Source organism: Polaribacter butkevichii (assembly GCF_038024105.1).
Classification (GTDB): domain Bacteria; phylum Bacteroidota; class Bacteroidia; order Flavobacteriales; family Flavobacteriaceae; genus Polaribacter; species Polaribacter butkevichii.
Window position 1 is genome coordinate 2814073 of the sequence record NZ_CP150661.1, and the last position, 20316, is coordinate 2834388.

The 20316-nt window shown below is 30.9% G+C and carries 19 protein-coding genes; 16 read left to right on the plus strand and 3 right to left on the minus strand.

The features are described 5' to 3' along the window. Both WG951_RS12000 and lysM read right to left on the minus strand, forming a co-directional pair. Window positions 1-897 (minus strand): DMT family transporter, encoded by an 897-nt coding sequence (locus tag WG951_RS12000; RefSeq protein WP_105050595.1) that lies wholly within the window; start codon window positions 895-897, stop codon window positions 1-3. Window positions 898-1017: 120 nt separating this feature from the next. Further along, window positions 1018-1488, minus strand: a complete 471-nt coding sequence (lysM, locus tag WG951_RS12005; protein WP_105049574.1) for a peptidoglycan-binding protein LysM — start codon at window positions 1486-1488, stop codon at window positions 1018-1020. Between the two features lie 383 nt (window positions 1489-1871). Between lysM and upp the strand changes: the two genes are divergently transcribed. After that, on the plus strand, window positions 1872-2525 hold the full coding sequence (gene upp, locus WG951_RS12010) for a uracil phosphoribosyltransferase (RefSeq protein ID WP_105049573.1): 654 nt from the start codon (window positions 1872-1874) through the stop codon (window positions 2523-2525). Here upp and WG951_RS12015 read toward each other — a convergent pair. Beyond that, window positions 2520-3437, minus strand: a complete 918-nt coding sequence (locus tag WG951_RS12015; protein ID WP_105049572.1) for a DUF6427 family protein — start codon at window positions 3435-3437, stop codon at window positions 2520-2522. The genes upp and WG951_RS12015 overlap by 6 nt on opposite strands. Window positions 3438-3478: 41 nt before the next feature. Between WG951_RS12015 and WG951_RS12020 the strand changes: the two genes are divergently transcribed. The 15 genes from WG951_RS12020 to WG951_RS12090 all read left to right on the plus strand — a co-directional run bounded on the left by WG951_RS12020 (window position 3479) and on the right by WG951_RS12090 (window position 20260). Then, window positions 3479-3700 carry a DUF6341 family protein gene (locus WG951_RS12020; protein ID WP_105049571.1) on the plus strand — a complete coding sequence of 74 codons (222 nt, stop codon included), beginning with the start codon at window positions 3479-3481 and terminating at the stop codon, window positions 3698-3700. 9 nt (window positions 3701-3709) lie between these two features. After that, complete coding sequence (gene trmB, locus WG951_RS12025) at window positions 3710-4381, plus strand: tRNA (guanosine(46)-N7)-methyltransferase TrmB (RefSeq protein ID WP_105049570.1); 672 nt, start codon at window positions 3710-3712, stop codon at window positions 4379-4381. Window positions 4382-5315: 934 nt separating this feature from the next. Next, a complete protein-coding gene (locus WG951_RS12030) occupies window positions 5316-5648 on the plus strand; it encodes an MGMT family protein (protein WP_105049569.1) in 333 nt (110 codons plus the stop codon). Window positions 5649-5798: 150 nt separating this feature from the next. After that, the gene (locus WG951_RS12035) at window positions 5799-6932 is read left to right on the plus strand and encodes an Mrp/NBP35 family ATP-binding protein (protein ID WP_105049568.1); all 1134 of its coding nucleotides are present in this window, start codon (window positions 5799-5801) and stop codon (window positions 6930-6932) included. Between the two features lie 9 nt (window positions 6933-6941). Continuing rightward, window positions 6942-7178 (plus strand): NifU family protein, encoded by a 237-nt coding sequence (locus tag WG951_RS12040; RefSeq protein WP_105049567.1) that lies wholly within the window; start codon window positions 6942-6944, stop codon window positions 7176-7178. A gap of 242 nt (window positions 7179-7420) precedes the next feature. Beyond that, entirely contained in the window at window positions 7421-7729 is a 309-nt protein-coding gene (locus WG951_RS12045; protein ID WP_105049566.1) for a hypothetical protein, read from the plus strand. Window positions 7730-7932: 203 nt separating this feature from the next. Then, a complete protein-coding gene (locus WG951_RS12050) occupies window positions 7933-9090 on the plus strand; it encodes a homogentisate 1,2-dioxygenase (protein ID WP_105049565.1) in 1158 nt (385 codons plus the stop codon). 156 nt (window positions 9091-9246) lie between these two features. Continuing rightward, on the plus strand, window positions 9247-9477 hold the full coding sequence (locus WG951_RS17270; RefSeq protein WP_422897633.1) for a four helix bundle protein: 231 nt from the start codon (window positions 9247-9249) through the stop codon (window positions 9475-9477). Window positions 9478-9524: 47 nt separating this feature from the next. Beyond that, on the plus strand, window positions 9525-10688 hold the full coding sequence (gene hppD, locus WG951_RS12060; protein WP_105049564.1) for a 4-hydroxyphenylpyruvate dioxygenase: 1164 nt from the start codon (window positions 9525-9527) through the stop codon (window positions 10686-10688). Between the two features lie 179 nt (window positions 10689-10867). Beyond that, window positions 10868-11785, plus strand: coding sequence for a tryptophan 2,3-dioxygenase family protein (locus WG951_RS12065; protein ID WP_105049563.1), 918 nt, complete (start codon window positions 10868-10870; stop codon window positions 11783-11785). 180 nt (window positions 11786-11965) lie between these two features. Then, a complete protein-coding gene (locus tag WG951_RS12070; protein WP_105050594.1) occupies window positions 11966-12736 on the plus strand; it encodes a DUF3108 domain-containing protein in 771 nt (256 codons plus the stop codon). Window positions 12737-12836: 100 nt separating this feature from the next. Then, entirely contained in the window at window positions 12837-14105 is a 1269-nt protein-coding gene (locus tag WG951_RS12075) for a peptidoglycan DD-metalloendopeptidase family protein (protein ID WP_105049562.1), read from the plus strand. A gap of 6 nt (window positions 14106-14111) precedes the next feature. Further along, window positions 14112-15680 (plus strand): glucose-6-phosphate isomerase, encoded by a 1569-nt coding sequence (gene pgi / locus WG951_RS12080; protein WP_105049561.1) that lies wholly within the window; start codon window positions 14112-14114, stop codon window positions 15678-15680. 214 nt (window positions 15681-15894) lie between these two features. After that, complete coding sequence (locus tag WG951_RS12085) at window positions 15895-18438, plus strand: TonB-dependent receptor (protein WP_105049560.1); 2544 nt, start codon at window positions 15895-15897, stop codon at window positions 18436-18438. Between the two features lie 10 nt (window positions 18439-18448). Beyond that, entirely contained in the window at window positions 18449-20260 is a 1812-nt protein-coding gene (locus tag WG951_RS12090; protein ID WP_105049559.1) for a hypothetical protein, read from the plus strand. The last annotated feature ends 56 nt before the right edge of the window (window positions 20261-20316 follow it).

Consider the following 20316-nt stretch of genomic DNA (forward strand, 5'->3'; position numbering starts at 1 on the left):
TTATTTCACAGAATTTTCTACTTGTCTGGTTACTAAATATACACCAGAAAAGATAAGTAAGGTTGCCCCTATTTTTATAAGGTTTAAAGAGTCGCTACCAACAATTAATGCAAAAATGGTTGCAATTACAGGTTGTAAATAAATAAAAACACTAACAGTGGTTGGCTTTAATTTAGATAAACCGTATAGATTAAAGAGATAGGTAACGCAAGAAGTAAAGACAACTACAAAGCTTATATTCCAATAAATATTTGTGGGCATCTGGTGCCAATTAACCTCCATTAATTCGCTATACCCAAAAGGAACTGTAACGAGTAAACCTAATAAATAGAGCCACTTTACTAAAGTTATTGGATGGTATTTTGCTGTTAGGTTTTTAGAAATAACCAAATACAAACCATAAGAAGCAGCATTTATAAAAACCAAGAAATTACCCCAATTGCTGTTTGTAGCGTTAGAGTCTGATGAGTTGCCGTATGTAATTAGTATAATTGTACCTATTAAACCTATAATAACGCCTATAATTCTTTGTTTACCAATTGCTTTACGTATTAGTATGCTAGAGAAAATTAACACCATAATTGGCGAGGTAACCATCATTACAGAAGCACTTATGGGAGTTGTTAGGCTTAATCCTTTAAAAAAGGAAAGCATGTTTACACCGATACCAAAAAAGGAGGCTAAGAGAATGGTTTTATAATCTGATTTATCTATTTTTTCTGATTTAATAAATAAACCAAGAATCCAAAAAATAGTAGCTGCCCCAAGAACTCTTATTAAAATAAAACCAAAGGGCTTTACATAAAAAGGCATTACTTCTTTAGCTATGGTGTAATTAAGCCCGTAAATTAAGGTGGCTATAGATACTGCAATTAATGCTAATGTTCTTTGGTTTATTTTCAAGATTAAAATTCTAAAATTAGCTTGCAAAGTTGGTGATAAATTTTAATTTATCGCACAAAAAAAAGAGTTCCAAATATATTTTGAAACTCTTTTAAAATTTTATTGTTTTTTAAGTTAGTCTACTAAAGGTGGTATTCTTAAAACTTGACCAGGGTAAATTTTATCTGGATGCGATAACATTGGTTTGTTAGCTTCAAAAATTACAGGATACTTCATTGCGTTACCATAATATGTTTTTGCAATTTTACCTAAAGTATCTCCACTTTCTACTGTATGAAATTGCGCCATTGCGGCTTCTTCAATAACTTCAACCTCTGCAACCGTTAAATTGTCTTCAACAGAAGCTACACCATTGGTGTTACCTACTACTAAAACTACTTTTTCTTTGGTAGCTAAATCTGCAGTTTCTCCCCAAACTTTTACGGCATCATCCTCAACCTCTATAGATAGGTCTTTAACTTCTAATTCTAAAGCGGCAATTGCACCTCTTAATTGTTCAGATTTATCTGCATTTTCTTCTTCTGTAGTTTTTCCAATGCCGAAAACTTTTGCTCCTGCATTTTTAATGAATGAAAAAATTCCCATTTTTTTTAATTGTTTTTTGTTAAATTTTTAATTTTTTGTCTTCATGCAAGATACAAAAAAAATAGATGTTTTTATTGGGTTTTTAAAATGTATTAAACATTATTTTGATTGTTTGTTAAACATCATAAATTTAAATTAATATATGTTATGCTTACAACTATGTTTATTATAACAAAAATATAAGGTCTATGTTTTGCAGGAGTTTGTCTAATTTATAGCGCAAATTTTCTGATGTATAAATACTACTTTTCCTACAGATTAAGCTGATAATCGAATTTTTTTTAATATGATAAAAAACGGATATAGAGCATACTAATTTTATCAACTTTAATTAAACTTTTAGGTAAATTTTTCTTTTTACCTTTGTAGAAATACCTTAACAAATGATTATTCATCACCTACAAGAAGAAAACTCAATTCTTAATAAATTTATTGCAGAGATTAGAGACGTCAAAATTCAAAAAGATTCACTTCGTTTTAGAAGAAATATTGAGAGGATTGGAGAAGTTCTGGGATATGAATTAAGTAAAAAACTATCATATAGTGATGTTTCTATAGAAACACCTTTAGGCGTAAAAAGAGAGCAATTATCTAGTAATGAAGTTGTTTTGTGTTCTATTTTAAGAGCAGGTTTGCCTTTGCATCAAGGGTTGTTAAATTATTTTGATGATGCAGAAAATGCTTTTATTTCTGCATACCGTCATCACCCAAATAACAATGCCGAATTTGAAATTGTAGTAGAGTATTTTGCTGCTCCATCCGTAGAAAATAAAACCTTATTATTGGCAGACCCAATGTTGGCAACAGGGCAATCTTTAGTGTCTGTTTACGAAGCGATAAAAAAGCAAGGAATTCCAAAAGAAATTCATATTGTAGTGGTTATTGGTTCTAAAGAAGGAATTGAATTTATAGAAGATAAGTTTCCAGAAAACACCCATTTATGGATTGCAGCGGTAGATGATACTTTAAATAGTAAAGGATATATTGTGCCTGGTTTAGGTGATGCTGGCGATTTGGCTTTTGGATCTAAATTATAAAAAGAAAAAAGTTAGTACTGTTGCAATAAACAACAATCCTGCTAAAATATTTTTAACCAACATTTTATCAATGGTTTCAAACCCATTTGCAATAATTATTGATGCTGGAACTAATAAATAAACAATTTCAGATCCATTTTTATTGGTAATAATTAGAGCATAGGTAACTGCAATAACTGTATTTATAATTAACAGAGTCCAACTCTTTTTAAAAGAATTATTTACAGAAAATGCTTTAGGCGATTTTAAGAAAATAGAAGAGATTGTTAATAAAATTATAGTTCCAAAAATCCATATAGTATTGTCTTTTGCGTAAATAAAAAGACTATTTATACTTTTAAAATAGAATAAATGGTGTATTTTTTCTGTTGCATCATTCCAAAATAAGTACGCAAAGTAAATAATTAAAGGAGAAATAAACCCTGTAATTGGGGTTAATAAAGTATGAATTGATACTTTTTTTCTTAACAGAATAGATGCATATATGATAAGGATAAATACCAATGTAAAAGGTTCTAAAATAAAAAGAATACCTAACCAAAAACCACTGTCAAATAATTTTTGAATAACCTGTTTAGAAGAGCGTAAGCTGTAAGTTTTTCTTAAAAAAAGTAAGTAAACTATAAGCATTAACAGGGCTTTAGACTCAAGTAGCTTAGAAATAAAAAGGATGGTTGTGAGTACAAAAATAAAGAACGCATACGAATGATCGAAGGTTAATTTGTTCTTAGAAACGATAAAATTATAAAAGAAAAAAACAACCAAAAATAACAATAAAAAAGACAGGTTTTCTATGGTTTGGTATCCTGTAAAATTACTTGTAAAAACAGTAATTAAAAAGAAACAAAAAAAGAGTCCTAAATAGACTATAAAATTGATTGGTTTAGATTTCTCTAAAAAATTGGCTAGCATTGTTTCTTTTGTTATTTTTGCAGCGTAAAGATAATTAAGTTATGATAGCAAGCAATATTTTTAGACTGATTGGTAGTTTATTTACTGATTTTTTATTCCTTCCATTTAATTGGTTACGCACAAGTGTAGCACAAGCAGATTTAGGTTGGTGGATTTCTAATGCAGTAAACTGGGGGTTTCTAGTGGTTTTATTATGTTTATTAGCATATTGGATGAAAGAATCTCTTAAATTTCAGAGAGAAGGAACTGAAGATAAAGCTTAAAATAACAATTTGGGAAGCAAAAATAAACTAAAACGTTTCAAAGAAAATGAAACGTTTAAAAATGTCATTCAACCAACTAGAGAAGAAGTTGTAACAGATTTTTCTCATAAAGGGAAATGGCATTCTTTTTTTGGTAACAACAATCCTATTGTTGTAGAACTTGGTTGTGGTAAAGGAGAATATACCATTGCTTTGGCTAGGAAAAATCCGAATAAAAATTATATTGGTATCGATATAAAAGGCGCTCGTTTTTGGAGAGGCGCAAAAACTGCAATAGAAGAAAATTTACCTAATGTAGCTTTTGTAAGAACTCAAATAGAATTGGTCGATTTTATTTTTGCTGAAAATGAAGTTTCAGAAATTTGGATTACTTTCCCAGATCCACAAATAAAATATCAACGTACAAAACATAGAATGACAAATTCTAGTTTTATGAAAAAGTACCACCATATTTTAAATGAAGACGGAATTATGAACTTAAAAACAGATTCTGAATTTATGCATGGTTATACTTTAGGTTTGTTACATGGAGAAGGGCATGAGGTTTTATATGCAAATCATACCGTGTATAAAAATGAAGGAGCTCCGAAAGAAGTTACAGAAACACAAACCTTTTACGAAAATCAATATTTAGAAGTAGATAAGCCAATTACCTACATTAAATTTAGATTAAAATATTAATTTTTTTTCTTCAAAAAACCTTTTTGGGTAATTTAAGGAAATCTTAGATATAAAAAACTAGTATTCATTTTAATGAGTACTAGTTTTTTTATGAAGATTCATTAAAACGCACTACTGTCATTCCGAAGTGAGCTTTTTTAAGCGATTGAGGAATCTCATTACCATACAATTGTGAGCACTTATTTTAACTCCGTGAATCTTAGTTTTTTCTCTGCAAAATTCTGTACAATAACTTTCTTTTCATTTTTCCATTGATGAAAAACGAAACAAAAAAATCTAGACTTATTTTAAATTTCTAAAATTCTACATTTTATTTCATTCACGTGTCCAGACCACTGCGTTCTTTGGATACTTGCCATTCCATAAAACTTGAATTATTACAAAATTTAAAAGTAGGTCGGTTTTTAGATGCTGAAATCAATATTACTTATTCCTGTCAATTCAATTCTCAATATTCATTAAAACGTTCTACTGTCATTCCGATATGAGCCTTTTTAGGCGATTGAGGAATCTCATTACCAACAATTTTGAGTATTTATTTTTAACTCCCTGAACCTCTGCGTAATAAGTTTCTTTTCTTTTTTCCATTGATGAAAAACAAAACAAAAAAATCTAGACTTATTTTAAATTTCTAAAATTCTACATTTTATTCCATTCACGTGTCCAGACCACTACGTTCTTTGGACACTAGCCATTCCATAAAACTCGAATTATTACAAAATTTAAAAGTAGGTCGGTTTTTAGCTTCTGAAAATCAATATTATTTATTTCTATCATTTCTAATTATCAATATTCATTAAAAGGTTCTACGGTTATTCCGAAATGGGCATTTTTAGGCGATTGAGGAATCTCATAGCATCACTATTGTTAATGTATACTTCTAACACTCTAAATTTCTCTGCAAAATTCTGTGTAATAATAGTATCTTCACAACGTGGAAAAAGAAGACAATTTTTTTGATAAAGTTTACAAGGTTGCACGTTTAATTCCTTACGGAAAAGTGACCAGTTACGGAGCAATTGCAACGTATTTAGGAGCAGCAAGATCTGCAAGAATGGTAGGTTGGGCAATGAACAAAGCCCATAATTTAAACGATATTCCTGCACATAGAGTTGTAAATAGAAAAGGGTTACTAACAGGCAAGCATCACTTTGATGGCACAAACCTGATGCAGCAATTATTAGAAAGTGAAGGAATAATTGTTATAGAAAACCAAATTCAAGATTTAGAAAACGTATTTTGGAACCCTTCAGAAGAGTTAATTTAAACGTTTTCTTGTTGTAAATACATGATCAAATAGTAATCAAAAACCATTCTATAATTCTAACCTATCAATTCATCAATATTCACAATCTACAAACTTTCTTTTCTGAGCAGTAAGACGTATCTTTGCTTGTAAGATTAAATATAAGAAAACGTGAGTTTTAAAAAGCAAGATATATACAACGCATTAGAAACAATTACCGCTCCCGGAGAAGGTAAAAGTTTAATAGAAAATAACAATGTTACCAACGTTGTTACTTTTGGTAATGAAGTAGAGGTAGATGTTACCATTAGTAACCCTACTTTACAAGCAAAAAAGAAGATTGAGACGGAAATTACAAAGGCAATTCAAACCAATGTAGGAGAGCATATTACGGTTAAAATACATGTAAAGGTAGAAAAGCCAGTAGAAAAAGCAAAACCGAATCAAATTAAAGGAAAAGCAATTCCTAATATTAAAAACATTATAGCAATTGCATCTGGTAAAGGTGGTGTTGGTAAATCTACAATTACAGCAAATACAGCTATTTCATTAGCAAAAATGGGTTTTAATGTAGGTGTTTTAGACGCAGATGTTTACGGGCCATCGCAACACATTATGTTCGATGTAGAAAAATCAAAACCACTTTCTGTACAAGTAGAAGGGCGTTCTAAAATGAAGCCTGTAGAAAATTACGGAGTTAAATTATTGTCTTTAGGTTTTTTTACAAACCCAGATCAAGCAGTAATTTGGCGTGGACCAATGGCTTCTAAAGCCTTAAATCAATTAATTTTTGATGCAGATTGGGGAGAATTAGACTTTTTATTAATCGATTTACCTCCAGGAACAGGAGATGTACATTTATCAATAGTACAAGCCTTACCAATTAACGGAGCAGTAGTTGTTAGTACACCACAAAACATTGCTTTAGCAGACGCTAAAAAAGGAGTTGCAATGTTTCAACAAGACAGTATTAATGTACCCGTTTTAGGAATTATCGAAAATATGGCGTATTTTACACCAGAAGAATTACCAAATAATAAATATTATATCTTTGGTAAAGATGGCGCAAAAAATTTAGCAGAAGATATTAAAACTAAATTTTTAGGAGAAATTCCTTTAGTGCAAAGTATTAGAGAAGCTGGAGATGTTGGACATCCTGTAGCCTTACAAAACGGAACAATTTTAGAAAAATCATTTAACGATATTACCAAAGAAATGCTTTCAGAATTGTTAAAAAGAAATGAAACTTTACCACCAACAGAAGTGGTAAGAATTACAACTATGAGTGGTTGTAGTTCTAAATAAACTTGATTTATGACAGCAGAAGAAACATTAAATAATGTAGAAAAAGCATTAGACGAAATTCGCCCTTTTTTAATTAGTGACGGAGGGAATATTAAGCTTTTATCAATAGAAGATTCTATTGTAAAAGTACAATTAGAAGGCGCTTGTACAGGTTGTTCTGTAAATCAAATGACGTTAAAAAACGGAGTAGAAGCTACCATTAAAAAGTTTGCACCACAAATTACAGAAGTAATAAACGTAGCGTAAACTAATTAAAATATTTATAAAAATATAATTTTGGGCGTTACCTAAAGGTCGGGCTTTACATTATATCTTTTTGCAAAAAAAAAAGCAAAAAGGATGTCATTTCAATCCCTAACGCGTTCAACAACATAAAAAGACCTCACAAGATTTTTTCTTGTGAGGTCTTTTTATTTTTGTCATTCCTGCGAAGGCAGGAATCCATACTTTGTAAATTAAATTTCTTATTTTAGGTAAAAATTAGAATTATGAATCAAGAAGAAAATTTGTTAGGCTTATTGTGTACATGTTGGGGTGGTTATTATCCTAATCCAGATTCTATTTTTCAATTAAGTTCAGACAGTATAATAATTTTGACCTTTTTGTCAGTTTTAACTTCAATTATTCTTCACAATTTTTTCAACAAAACAGATTTTAAAACCTCAAATAATAGTCAAATTGAAATTATAGTAGTAAAGGAATATTCATTTGTTACTAAAACTATTGTTGTATTCTTTATTTTAATAGTAGTTTCTATGCCTATCTTCAAATTTTTAAATACAGGTTACTTCTTATAGTATTTTTTTCTGCATACATTTTGTATATTTGAATAACTAACGAAATCGATTGAGATGTTTTCAGATTTACTTACATATCTAAAGTTTTTAATAAAGCGTAATCCTGAATAAAGAATTATTTGTTGTTATTCTAAACCTGTTTCAGAATCTCATTTATAAAGCTGAGACAAAAAATTAAGCAGTTCAACAATTAAACACATTTTATGCCTTTTTATCATAAGTTAGGTGCAATTCCACCCAAAAGACACACGCAATTTCGTAAAAAAGACGGAAGCTTATATTACGAGCAATTGTTTGGTACTATTGGTTTCGACGGAATGTCTACCAATTCGTATCATGAGCACAGACCAACCATGGTTAAGCATATTGGTAAACAATATTCTGTAAAACCAAAAATTGCAAAAGCCAATAATATTCAATCCTATCGTTTTCGAGGATTTCAAGTGCCGCCAGAAAACGACTATCTAGAAAGTAGAAAAATCGTTTTAACAAATGCTGATTGTAATATTATTTTATCGGCACCAAAAAAATCTACCACAGCATATTTTTATAAAAACACAGATGCAGATGAGGTGATTTTTATCCATAAAGGAACCGGAAAATTAAGAACGCATCTTGGTAACATCAACTTTAAATACGGAGATTACTTGGTAATTCCACGTGGAATTATTTACAAATTAGATTTCGATGATGAAAACAACCGACTTTTTATTGTAGAATCTTACAGTCCGGTGTATACACCAAAAAGGTACAGAAATTACTTTGGTCAATTATTAGAACATGCACCTTTTTGTGAGCGAGATTTAAGAAGACCCCAAGAATTAGAAACTTATAATGAGTTAGGTGATTTTCTTATCAAAGTAAAAAAACAAGGCGAAATTATAGAAATGACCTACGCTTCGCATCCTTTTGATGTGGTGGGTTACGACGGTTATAATTTTCCGTATGCATTTTCAATTCACGATTTCGAACCCATCACAGGTCGTATTCATCAGCCGCCACCAGTGCATCAAACTTTTGAAACCAATGCCTTTGTAATTTGCAGTTTTGTACCCCGTTTGTACGATTATCATCCCAACTCAATTCCTGCGCCATACAATCACAGTAATATAGATTCAGATGAAGTTTTGTATTATGTAGATGGCGATTTTATGAGTAGAAACGACATCGATCAAGGGCATATTTCCTTGCATCCAGCCGGAATTCCTCATGGTCCACACCCAGGCGCAACAGAACGTAGTATTGGGCATACAAAAACCGAAGAATTAGCAGTAATGGTAGATACTTTTAAACCTTTGATGGTTACAGAAGAAGCCATGAAAATTGCCGATGAAGAGTATTATAAATCGTGGTTGGAGTAAATAGAAAGGAGAAGCAAGAAAAGAGATTATGACCGTTAGAAAAAGACATAATTATAAGAATTTAAAGATTTGGAAAATTGGAATCGAAATTGTAGATGATGTTTATACGATTATCGAAGATTTTCCAAAAGACGAAAATTTGGGTTAATTTCTCAAATTAGTAGATGTTCAGTTTCTATTCCAAGTAATATTGCAGAAGGATCATCGAGAACAGATAAATCTTTTTCTCACTTTATTGATATCGCTTTAGGTTCTTCTTTCGAGCTCGAAACTCAATTAATAATAGCTTGTAACAGAAATTATATAAATAAAGAACAATTAACAAAGATTGAAGCAAAAATTCAAGAATTTCAAAAAATGACAATGGGGTTTCAAAATAAGCTCTAAAAGTCTTTTTTCTTGTCTCTTTTTTCTTTGTTCTATAAAACATACAGATGAGTAAAAAAGAAATAAAATCAGTAAACTACGGTTTAGAAAAAATATTTGAAGGAGCACAAGATTTCCTTCCACTTTTAGGAACAGATTATGTAGAGTTTTACGTTGGTAACGCAAAACAAGCAGCACATTTTTATAAAACAGCTTTTGGTTTTCAGTCACACGCGTATCGCGGATTAGAAACGGGTTCTAAAGATTCTGTAAGTTATGTGTTAACACAAGACAAAATAAAGTTGATGCTAACAACTCCCCTTAATAGCAAATCGCCAATTAATGACCATATTGTAAAACATGGCGATGGTGTAAAAATAGTAGCACTTTGGGTAGAAGATGCAAGAAAAGCATACGAAGAAACCACAAAACGTGGCGCAAAATCTTACATGGAACCAACAGTAGAAAAAGATGAGCACGGAGAAGTAGTGAGAGCAGGAATATATACCTACGGAGAAACCGTACACCTATTTGTAGAACGTAAAAACTATAAAGGTGCATTTTTACCAGGTTTTAAAAAATGGGAATCCGATTACAATCCGCCAACTGCGGGTTTAAAATACATAGATCACATGGTGGGTAATGTGGGGTGGAACCAAATGAATACGTGGGTGAAATTTTATGAAGATGTTATGGGGTTTGTCAATTTTTTATCTTTTGATGATAAGCAAATTCATACCGAATACTCCGCTTTAATGAGTAAGGTGATGTCTAACGGAAACGGAAGAATTAAGTTTCCGATAAATGAACCAGCAGAAGGGAAAAAAAGATCTCAAATAGAAGAATATTTAGATTTTTATGAAGGTTCTGGTGTGCAACATATTGCTGTTGCAACAGACGATATTATTAAAACAGTATCTCAATTAAAATCTAAAGGAGTCGAGTTTTTATCAACACCGCCAGAAGCCTATTACAAAGCAGTTCCGGGTAGGTTAGAAGAACATAGCCACGAATTAAAAGAAGATATCGAAAAACTAAAAGGGTTGGGTATTATGATTGATGCCGATGAAGAAGGGTATTTATTGCAAATTTTTACCAAACCAGTAGAAGATAGGCCAACGTTGTTTTTCGAGATTATTCAGAGAATGGGAGCAAGAGGTTTTGGTGCAGGAAATTTTAAAGCCTTGTTTGAGTCTATAGAAAGAGAACAAGCAAAAAGGGGAACCTTATAAAAAGAGACAAAATAAAAAGGAACCAAGAATCAAGATTTAAGACTTTGTTTTTTGTTTTAATTAAACATCACTAGAAAGATGAAATAATCTTTATTTTTTATATTAAATTGCATCAATAATGTCCAAAAATCAAAAATTTCTTGTTTTTTGGCCCTAATTATCTTGATTCTTAAAAAAAAATGAACAGAGACGAAATTTTAAAAGCAATAGAAGAAAAGTACGATACATTAGGTGTTCCCGTAGATTCTATGTTAGAGGGTTTGTTGCACAGTACACCAATTACGTATTGGGATTATATTCAGACAGATGCCCTTTTAGGCTTGCAAACTCCAAGAACCACACAACCCGATGAAATGGTTTTTATCATGTATCATCAAGTAAATGAGTTGTTATTTAAAATGATTTTGTGGGAAATAGATCAGGTTGCAAAAACAATAGAAGTTACTGCCGATAAATTTTCGATGCATTTAGGTAGAATTAGCAGGTATTTTGATATGCTTTGTAGTTCTTTTACGGTGATGGCAGATGGTATGGAACGAGAACAATATTTAAAATTTAGAAATACATTAACACCTGCAAGTGGTTTTCAAAGTGCACAATACCGTAAAATTGAGTTTGCATCCACAGAATTAATCAATTTAATAGATGTTCGTTTTAGAGATAATATCGATAGAAACTCGTCATTTAAAAATGCGTATAATCATTTGTATTGGCAAGCTGCAGGTAAAAATTACACCACAGGGCAAAAATCTACTCTATTAAATCTTTTTGAAAAAAAATATATGGGAGATTTTATCGATTTTATGGAAGATTATAATGATATTAATTTGTCCTTAAAATTTCAGCAGCTTCCAAAGGAAATTCAAGAAAATGAAGATTTAATAAAAGCAATGCGCCATTATGATTATACGGTAAATGTAAAATGGGTAATGGCTCATTACAACGCTGCTGCAAAATATATTGGCGGTAATGATTCTGAATTAAAAGCTACTGGAGGTAGTAATTGGCGAAAATACATGCATCCAAAATATCAACGAAGAATTTTTTACCCATATTTATGGAGCGAAGAGGAATTAAAAAATTGGGGAACATTTTAAAGTAAAATAGTTTGTTTTTAATAAAAATAAAACGATCATTTTTGTCAAATTATTACTCAATTTGATTGACTGATAGAAACATAGATTTATATTAAAAAACCATTTACAAATAGTTAGTAAATGGTTTTTTTTTATTTTGGAACGGTAATTGTCATTACTTTTTTATATGTTTGGTTTAATATGAAAAAGTATACCCTATTATTTTTGACCCTTTTTTTCTTGACAATTACTAACAGTCAAGAAAAATCAGTTGCTTTTAAAAGCGGAGAATTGTTGCGTTATAAAATGAGTTACAGTGGCTTTTTAAGAGCAGGAACTGCCGTTTTAGAAGTAAAAGAAAAAGTACTAAATGGTAAAAAAGTATTTTATACAAAAGGTACTGGTTGGACTTCTGGTATGATAAAATGGTTTTTTAGTGTTGATGATAAATATGAAAGCTATTTTGATAGAGATAGCGTAAAACCGTATCTTTTTAAAAGAAAAATTGACGAAGGTGGTTATAAAAAACACAGAATTACAAGGTTTAATTATGATTCTAATAAGGCATACGTTCAAGATTTTACAATGCAAAAAGATACTTCTGTTTCTTTTTCTAATGTGCAAGACATCCTTTCTTCATTCTATTATTTAAGAAATAAAGATGTTAAAAACATGAATAAAGGAGAAGAAATTGCTATAGATATGTTTTTAGATTCTCAGGTATATCCTTTTAAGTTGCGTTTTATAGGAAGAGAAACGTTAAGAACAAAATTCGGTAAAATTAAAACCCTTATTTTTAGACCGTTAGTTCAGTCTGGTCGAGTTTTTAAAGCGCAAGAGAGTGTTACTTTGTGGATTACAGATGATGCTAATAAAATTCCTATTAAAATGAAAGCAGATTTAGCAGTTGGTTCTTTAAGAGCAGAATTAGAGTCTTATAATGGATTAGCGAATCCTTTTATCAAAAATTAGGAAATTTTTAACGAAACCGATATCGGAAGTTCATGGAGATAGACACCTAAAAAAACTTTTTTATTTGTACTTTTGAAGCTACATTCAATAGCACATATTTTTGAAAAAAATAATCCTCCTTTTAGTTTTAATTACCTCGTTTTCATCTTGTAAAAAAGATGTTAAAAAACCCATAATAGTACCTAAAAAAGTAAAACCTAAACCTGTTTATAAATTTGGGTATAAAATAGATGATTATAAAGTAATACAAGATACTATTAGAAGAGGCGAAAGTTTTGGCGCTATTTTAGATAGGCATCATGTAGGTTACCCAAAAATTAGTAAAATTACTACTTCTATAAAAGATGTTTTTGATGTTAGAAGATTAAGAACAGGAAAACCTTATGTAATTTTATCTAGTAAAGATTCTTTAGAAGAAGCCAAGGTTTTTATTTACAAGGATAATTTAATTAACGCTACAGTTATAGATTTTAAAGATTCTATAATAGATGCACACACTTATGTTCAGCCAATAAAAACAGTAGAGAAAATTGTAGAAGGAGAAATTCATTCTAATCTTTCTAACGCAATGGATAGTTTGCATTTATCTGCAAATTTAACCTATGCAGTTGCAGATATTTATGCTTGGACTTTAGATTTTTACAAACTACAGAAAGGAGATACTTTTAAACTTATCTTTGAGGAGAAATATATAAAAGACTCTCTTTTTGCAGGATATGGAGAAATTAAATCGGCAATATTTAATCATAAAGGACAAGATTTATATGCATTTAAATATATGTCAGATTCTATAAAAGGAATTTCGGAGTATTATGATGAAAACGGTAATATGCTTCGTAGTCAGTTTTTAAAATCACCTATAAAGTTTCAGTATAGAATTTCTTCTAGATACAATTTAAGAAGAAGAATTGCATATTACGGCAATAAAATAAGACCACATAAGGGTACCGATTTTGCAGCCAAAATTGGAACACCTATTTTAGCAACAGCTAGCGGTACCGTTTCTGAGTCTGCAAGAAGAGGCGGTAATGGTAATTATGTAAAAATTAAACATAATAGCACCTATTCTACACAGTATTTACACATGAAAAAACGTAAAGTTAAAAAAGGCGACTACGTAAAACAAGGGGATGTAATTGGTTGGGTAGGAATGACAGGTAACACAGGTGGGCCACATGTATGTTATCGTTTTTGGAAACATGGCAAGCAAGTAGATCCTTTTAAAGAGAAGTTACCTTCTGCAGAACCTTTAAAGAAAAGTTTAAAACCTCAATATTTAGAGTTTATTAAACCGCTTAAATATCAATTAGAAAACAAAGTACTTCCGGTTAAAGAACCAGAAGTTATAGAAAAAATAGCACAAAATTAAAATAAAATGGCTTTAAAAAACATCAACCCAACTACAACAAATGCTTGGACAGCATTAACAAATCATTTTAACGATATTAAAAATATCCAGATTAAAGATTTAGATAAAGATGCAAACAGAAAAGAAGATTTTTCTTTAGAATTTGATGATTTATTGGTAGATTTTTCTAAAAATAGAGTAACTAAAGAAACCATTAGTTTACTACTGGATTTAGCAAATGAGGTAGATTTAAAAGATGCCATAGAAAAGCAATTTGCTGGTGATGTTATTAATGTAACTGAAGGTAGAGAAGTTTTACATACTGCGCTAAGAAGTACTTCTGATGAACCTGTTTTGGTTGATGGAAAAAATGTGAAACCACAAATACAAGCCGCTTTAAGAAAAATTAAAAGCTTTTCTAACAAAGTTATTTCTGGTAAATGGAAAGGATATACAGGAAAATCTATTACAGATATTGTAAATATTGGTATTGGAGGTTCAGATTTAGGACCAGACATGGTTGTAGAAGCTTTAAAGTTTTATAAAAACCAACTAACACCTCATTTTGTATCTAATGTAGATGGAGATCATGTTTCTGAAATTATGAAAACATTAAATCCAGAAACAACCTTATTTGTAATTGTATCTAAAACATTTACAACACAAGAAACCATTACCAACGCAGAAACGCTTAAAAATTGGTTTTTAAAATCGGCAACTATTTTTGATATTCCAAAGCATTTTGTGGCAGTTTCTACAAATCTAGAGGCAGTAGATAGTTTTGGTATCGATAAAAGTAACGTTTTTCCTATGTGGAACTGGGTTGGAGGTCGTTTTTCACTTTGGTCTGGAGTAGGTTTGTCTATTAGTTTGTCAGTAGGTTTCGATAACTATAAAGAGCTTTTAGAAGGCGCAGAAGAAATGGATCTTCATTTTAAAAATGTAGATTTCGATAAAAACATTCCAGTAATTTTAGCATTGTTAAGTATCTGGTATAATAATTTTTATGGAGCAGAAACAGAGGCTGTTTTACCATATACTCAGTATTTATCTAAACTTCCAGATTATTTACAACAAGCTACTATGGAGAGTAATGGTAAAGGTGTAGACAGAAATGGCGAAAAAGTAACTTACCAAACAGGTACCATTGTTTGGGGAAGTACAGGTACAAATATGCAGCATGCTTTTATGCAATTGGTACACCAAGGAACCAAATTAATTCCTGCAGATTTTATTGGTTACAAAGAATCTTTATATGGTTTAACAGATCATCATAAAAAATTAATGTCTAATTATTATGGTCAAATGGATGCATTGGCTTTTGGTAAAACAAAAGAAGAGGTGCATTTAGAATTAAAATTTTCTGGTGATGAAGATAAAATTGCAAAACTTTTGCCTTTTAAAGTTTTTGAAGGAAACAGACCAAGTAATGCTATCCTTTTTGATAAATTAACACCACGTTCTTTAGGTAAATTAATAGCACTTTATGAACATAAAATTTATACACAAGGAATTTTATGGAACATCTATAGCTACGATCAATTTGGTGTAGAATTAGGAAAAGAAATGGCTAAAAAATTATTGAATAAATCTTAAATTTAGTTTTTTGTCTTGTTTTTTAAACTATTAATTATTTAGTTAACTTTTGTTAACATATCTGTTTATTTTTAACAGTTTGATTATTAGTATAGAAAAAATATTTTATGTACTTACTTGTCTTAATTTTTTGTTAAAGCTTAACATTAAATTAACATTAGAACTCTACGAAAAGAGGAATTTTGCAGAACATTTAATAACATAAAATTAAACAATGAGAAATTTTAAAAACTTATTATTTGTAGCCTTACTATTTGTAACAGCTACAATTTTAGGACAAACTAAAATTACTGGTACAGTTGTAGATGATACAAACCAACCATTACCAGGAGCAAGTATTGTTGTAAAAGGTACAGCAAACGGTACATCAACAGATTTTGATGGAAAATTCACTTTAACAGCAAAAACAAAGTCTGGGGTTGTGGTAGTTTCTTTTATAGGCTACAAAACTAGAGAATTTGCGTTTTCTTCTTCAAAATCAAATTTTAAATCTATTAAATTAGAAGAGGATGCTGGAGCTTTAGATGAAATAGTTGTTACAGCAACTTCTTTTGCAATTGGTAGAAAAACACCAGTGGCAGTTTCTACAATTAAAGCGGCAGATATTGAAGCTAAATTAGGAGCACAGGAATTTCCAGAGATTTTAAAATCTACTCCAGGTGTTTATGCTACCAAATCTGGTGGTGGTTATGGAGATGGAAGAATTAACTTACGTGGATTTAGATCTCAAAACGTTGCAGTTATGATTAATGGTATACCTGTTAATGATATGGAAAACGGAGCAGTTTACTGGTCTAACTGGGCAGGATTATCAGATGTTACTTCTGCAATGCAAGTACAAAGAGGTTTAGGAGCTTCTAAAGTAGCAGTACCTTCTATTGGTGGTACCATTAATGTTATTTCTAAATCTACAGATGCAGAAAAAGGTGGTATTGTTAGAATGAGTACAGGAAACAATGGTTACCAAAAATATGGAATGACATTATCTACAGGTATGATGGACAATGGTTTTGCAGTAACAGCTTCTGCAGCTAAAGTTTCTGGAGAGGGTTATGTAGATGGTCTTCAGTTTAGTGGTGTAAACTATTTCTTAAATGTTTCTAAAGAAATTAACGAGAAACATAAATTATCTTTCAACGTAATTGGTACAATTCAAGAACACGGACAAAGATATAATAGAAGAACTATTGCAGAATATAGAGCAACAGAACAAGGAGGTAAAAGATTTAACCCAGATTGGGGTTACAGAAATGGTCAAGTAGAAAATACTTCTTTTAACTTTTATCACAAACCACAAATTTCTTTAAATTATGATTGGATAATTTCTGAAGAAACATTTTTAACTACTTCTGTATATGCTTCTTTTGGTACAGGAGGAGGAAGAAGAACTCAAGGTTCAAAATTTATTAGCAATGATTATAGATTAGGTGGTGCAGACCAACCAATAGATTTCGATAGAATTGTTGATGAAAATATATCAAACGGAGCTTTAGGTGCTACAGATTTCTTTGCAGCTTCAAAAAACTCTCACGAATGGTACGGAGTTTTATCAACTTTAAAAACTAAATTATCAGAAACTTTATCTTTATCTGTAGGTATAGACGCAAGATCTTATGTGGGGTCTCACTGGTATGAGGTAACAGACTTATTAGGAGGAGAGTATTTCTATAACGATGATAGTTCTGATAATACAGGAGGTCAAGCATTACAAGTAGGAGATAGATTTAGTAAAGATTACGATGGTATCGTAAAAAGATATGGTGTATTTGGTCAATTAGAATATTCTGTAGACGATTTATCTGTATTCTTTTCTACTGCAATTTCTAACACAGCATACAGTAAAGAAGACTTTATGAAATATGCAGCAAATGATCCTGAAAGAAAATCTGATGTAGCAAATTTCTTAGGATACAGTACTAAAGGTGGAGCAAACTATAATATTGATGATCAACAAAATGTTTTTGCTAACGTAGGTTATTTCTCAAAAGCACCATTTTTAACAGGAAACGTTTTTCAAAGTGATAGATCTACAGCTTTAAATGAAGATGCTATTAATGAAAAAGTTTTTAGTGCAGAAGTAGGATACGGTTTTAAATCTCAAGTATTCTCTGCAAACCTTAACATTTACACAACTTCTTGGTTAGATAAATCTCTTATTAGAAGTCTTCCTGGACCTGGAGGAGAAAACTTAACAGTAAATATTAATGGTTTAGATGCCTTACACCAAGGTGTAGAATTCGATTTCTTACTTAGACCTATGGATAAATTAGCTATTACAGGTATGGCTTCTGTTGGTAACTGGAAATGGAAAAACGATGCAGTAGGTAGAACATTTGCGCAAGATGGTACTGAAATAGCTAGCTCTACAGTTTATGCTAAAGGATTAAAAGTATCTGATGCAGCACAAACTACATTTGCATTAGGTGCAAAGTATGATTTATTAGAAAAAACTACAATTTCTTTAGATTTTAATTATGCAGGAGACAACTATGCTTACTTTGATGTAAACAGAAGAAATGATCCAACGAACACATCTAACCCTTGGAAATTACCAAGCTATAGTTTATTTGATTTAGGTTTAAGACACGGATTTACAATTGGTGATTTTGATACTACTTTAACAGCAAATATGAACAACTTATTTGATGTAGAATATATTTCAGATGCAAATGATGGTGATGGTTCTACTTATGATACTGCACAAGTTTATTATGGAGCAGGTAGAACATTTAGTCTAGGATTAAAAGTTAAATTTTAAAAAACAAAAGATGAAAAAAATAGTATTATTACTAACAATTTTTTCAATGGTATTTACTTCTTGTGAGCCATTAGAAGATATTAATGCAGAAGTTGACGCGAATGAAAATGCAATCGTAGGAGAAGCTTCTTATACACTTACAAGTGATGACTACGACGCATTAGAATTATCTGGACGTTTTAACGACGTAGATGAAGCAAAAGCAGCTTTACCTGCTTTTTTAGCAGATAAATACCCAGTTTGGGGAAAAAATTCATCTGTTTTAGTAGGTTACCAATTAAATGTTGGTTATGCTTTTGGTTTAAAAAATTACACTTTAGATCAAGCAGATTATACAACAAGCGGAAGTGATTTATTAGGTTTCCAATCTACTGCAACACCAGGAGATTATTTGGTAGATATCATTACAGCTAAATATCCTACTGCAACAGAAGGAGATTTTGTTTCTGCACAATATGATCAATTTACAGGTAGTGCTTTTACAGTAACACCTGAGGTTTCTTTAGATGAAAACTTAGATTACGGTACAACAGCTGGAGATTTAACTACAATTTCTGCAGGAGCTTGGGTTAATCATTCAGGAGCTGATAATCAATTAATGTATACAACAGAAAACTTAACAATGGCAGATTATCCTTCTTCAAATGTTGGGGGGGCTTTAGCTATTTCTACTGCTGGTTCTGAAGATGTAAATACAGCTATTTCTCCAGAATTAACTTCCAAAAAAGTATATTCTAGCGCTTTAATTAAATTAAGTGAAGTTGGTAATGGAACTTACTTTTTCCATTTAATGGAAGAAGACGGAAGTTTTAATTTTTCTGCAAGAACCGGAGCAAAAAGCGATGGTAACGGAAAAGTTTTATTTGGTATAGGTGCTAGTTCTAGTTCTTTAACTTATGGTACAACTGCTTACGAATTAGATACTACTTATCTTATAGTAACTTCTTATGAGGTTGAAACAGGTATTGCAAATTTATATGTATTAACGTCTGTAACAGATACAGAACCTGCTACTCCTGAAGCTACAAATACGGGTAATTCTGGTAATAGCGCTAAAAGAATTGGTATCCGTCAGGGTGGTGGCGGACCATCAGCTATCATAGATGGTATCCGTGTTGCAAACACTTGGTCTTCTATTATGAGTAATGAAACTTTAGCAGATGAAACTGTAGGTAATAAAGAAACTTATAATGCTATTTACACTTTCAATGAAGGTGCTTGGGAAATCCCATCTACAGATGGATTTTACTCAGTTACTGATGCAGATTTTGCTTCAATGGGACTTGAAAACTTTGGAAGCTCTAAGCCTGCAGATGATTATTTAGCAGCTTTTTTAAACCTAAAATTTCCTTATGCTAAAAACGATGCTGTTTTAGATGTACTATATAAATATGTATCTAGTTCTAGTGGTGCGCAAGTACGTGGAGATAGATATACAAAAACTGATGGAGTTTGGGTTAAACATCAATCAACAATGAGTACAACATTACAATTTGGTCATGATGGTAGTAACTGGATTCCAGATAATACAATTAAATATACTTTAAATGCAGATGATTATGTTTATATGGCTGCAGAATTAGAAGGTAATACAGATTTTGATAATGTAAGTTTAAGTAATCTTGCGGATTATTCTGATTATGATTATAATTGGGAAGACGATCAAATATTATTTTCGTTAGACCTATTATTAGATCATTTAAATCCATCTGCAGAAGATGGTCAAAAATACCTAATTACATACTTATTGTATGACAATGGTACAAATGATGTAATCAGATATTTAATTAAAGAAAATGGAGAATGGGTTTGGAATGAATAAATCCTAAAAAAAACCTTAACAAAAACCACCTCAATTGAGGTGGTTTTTTTATTATT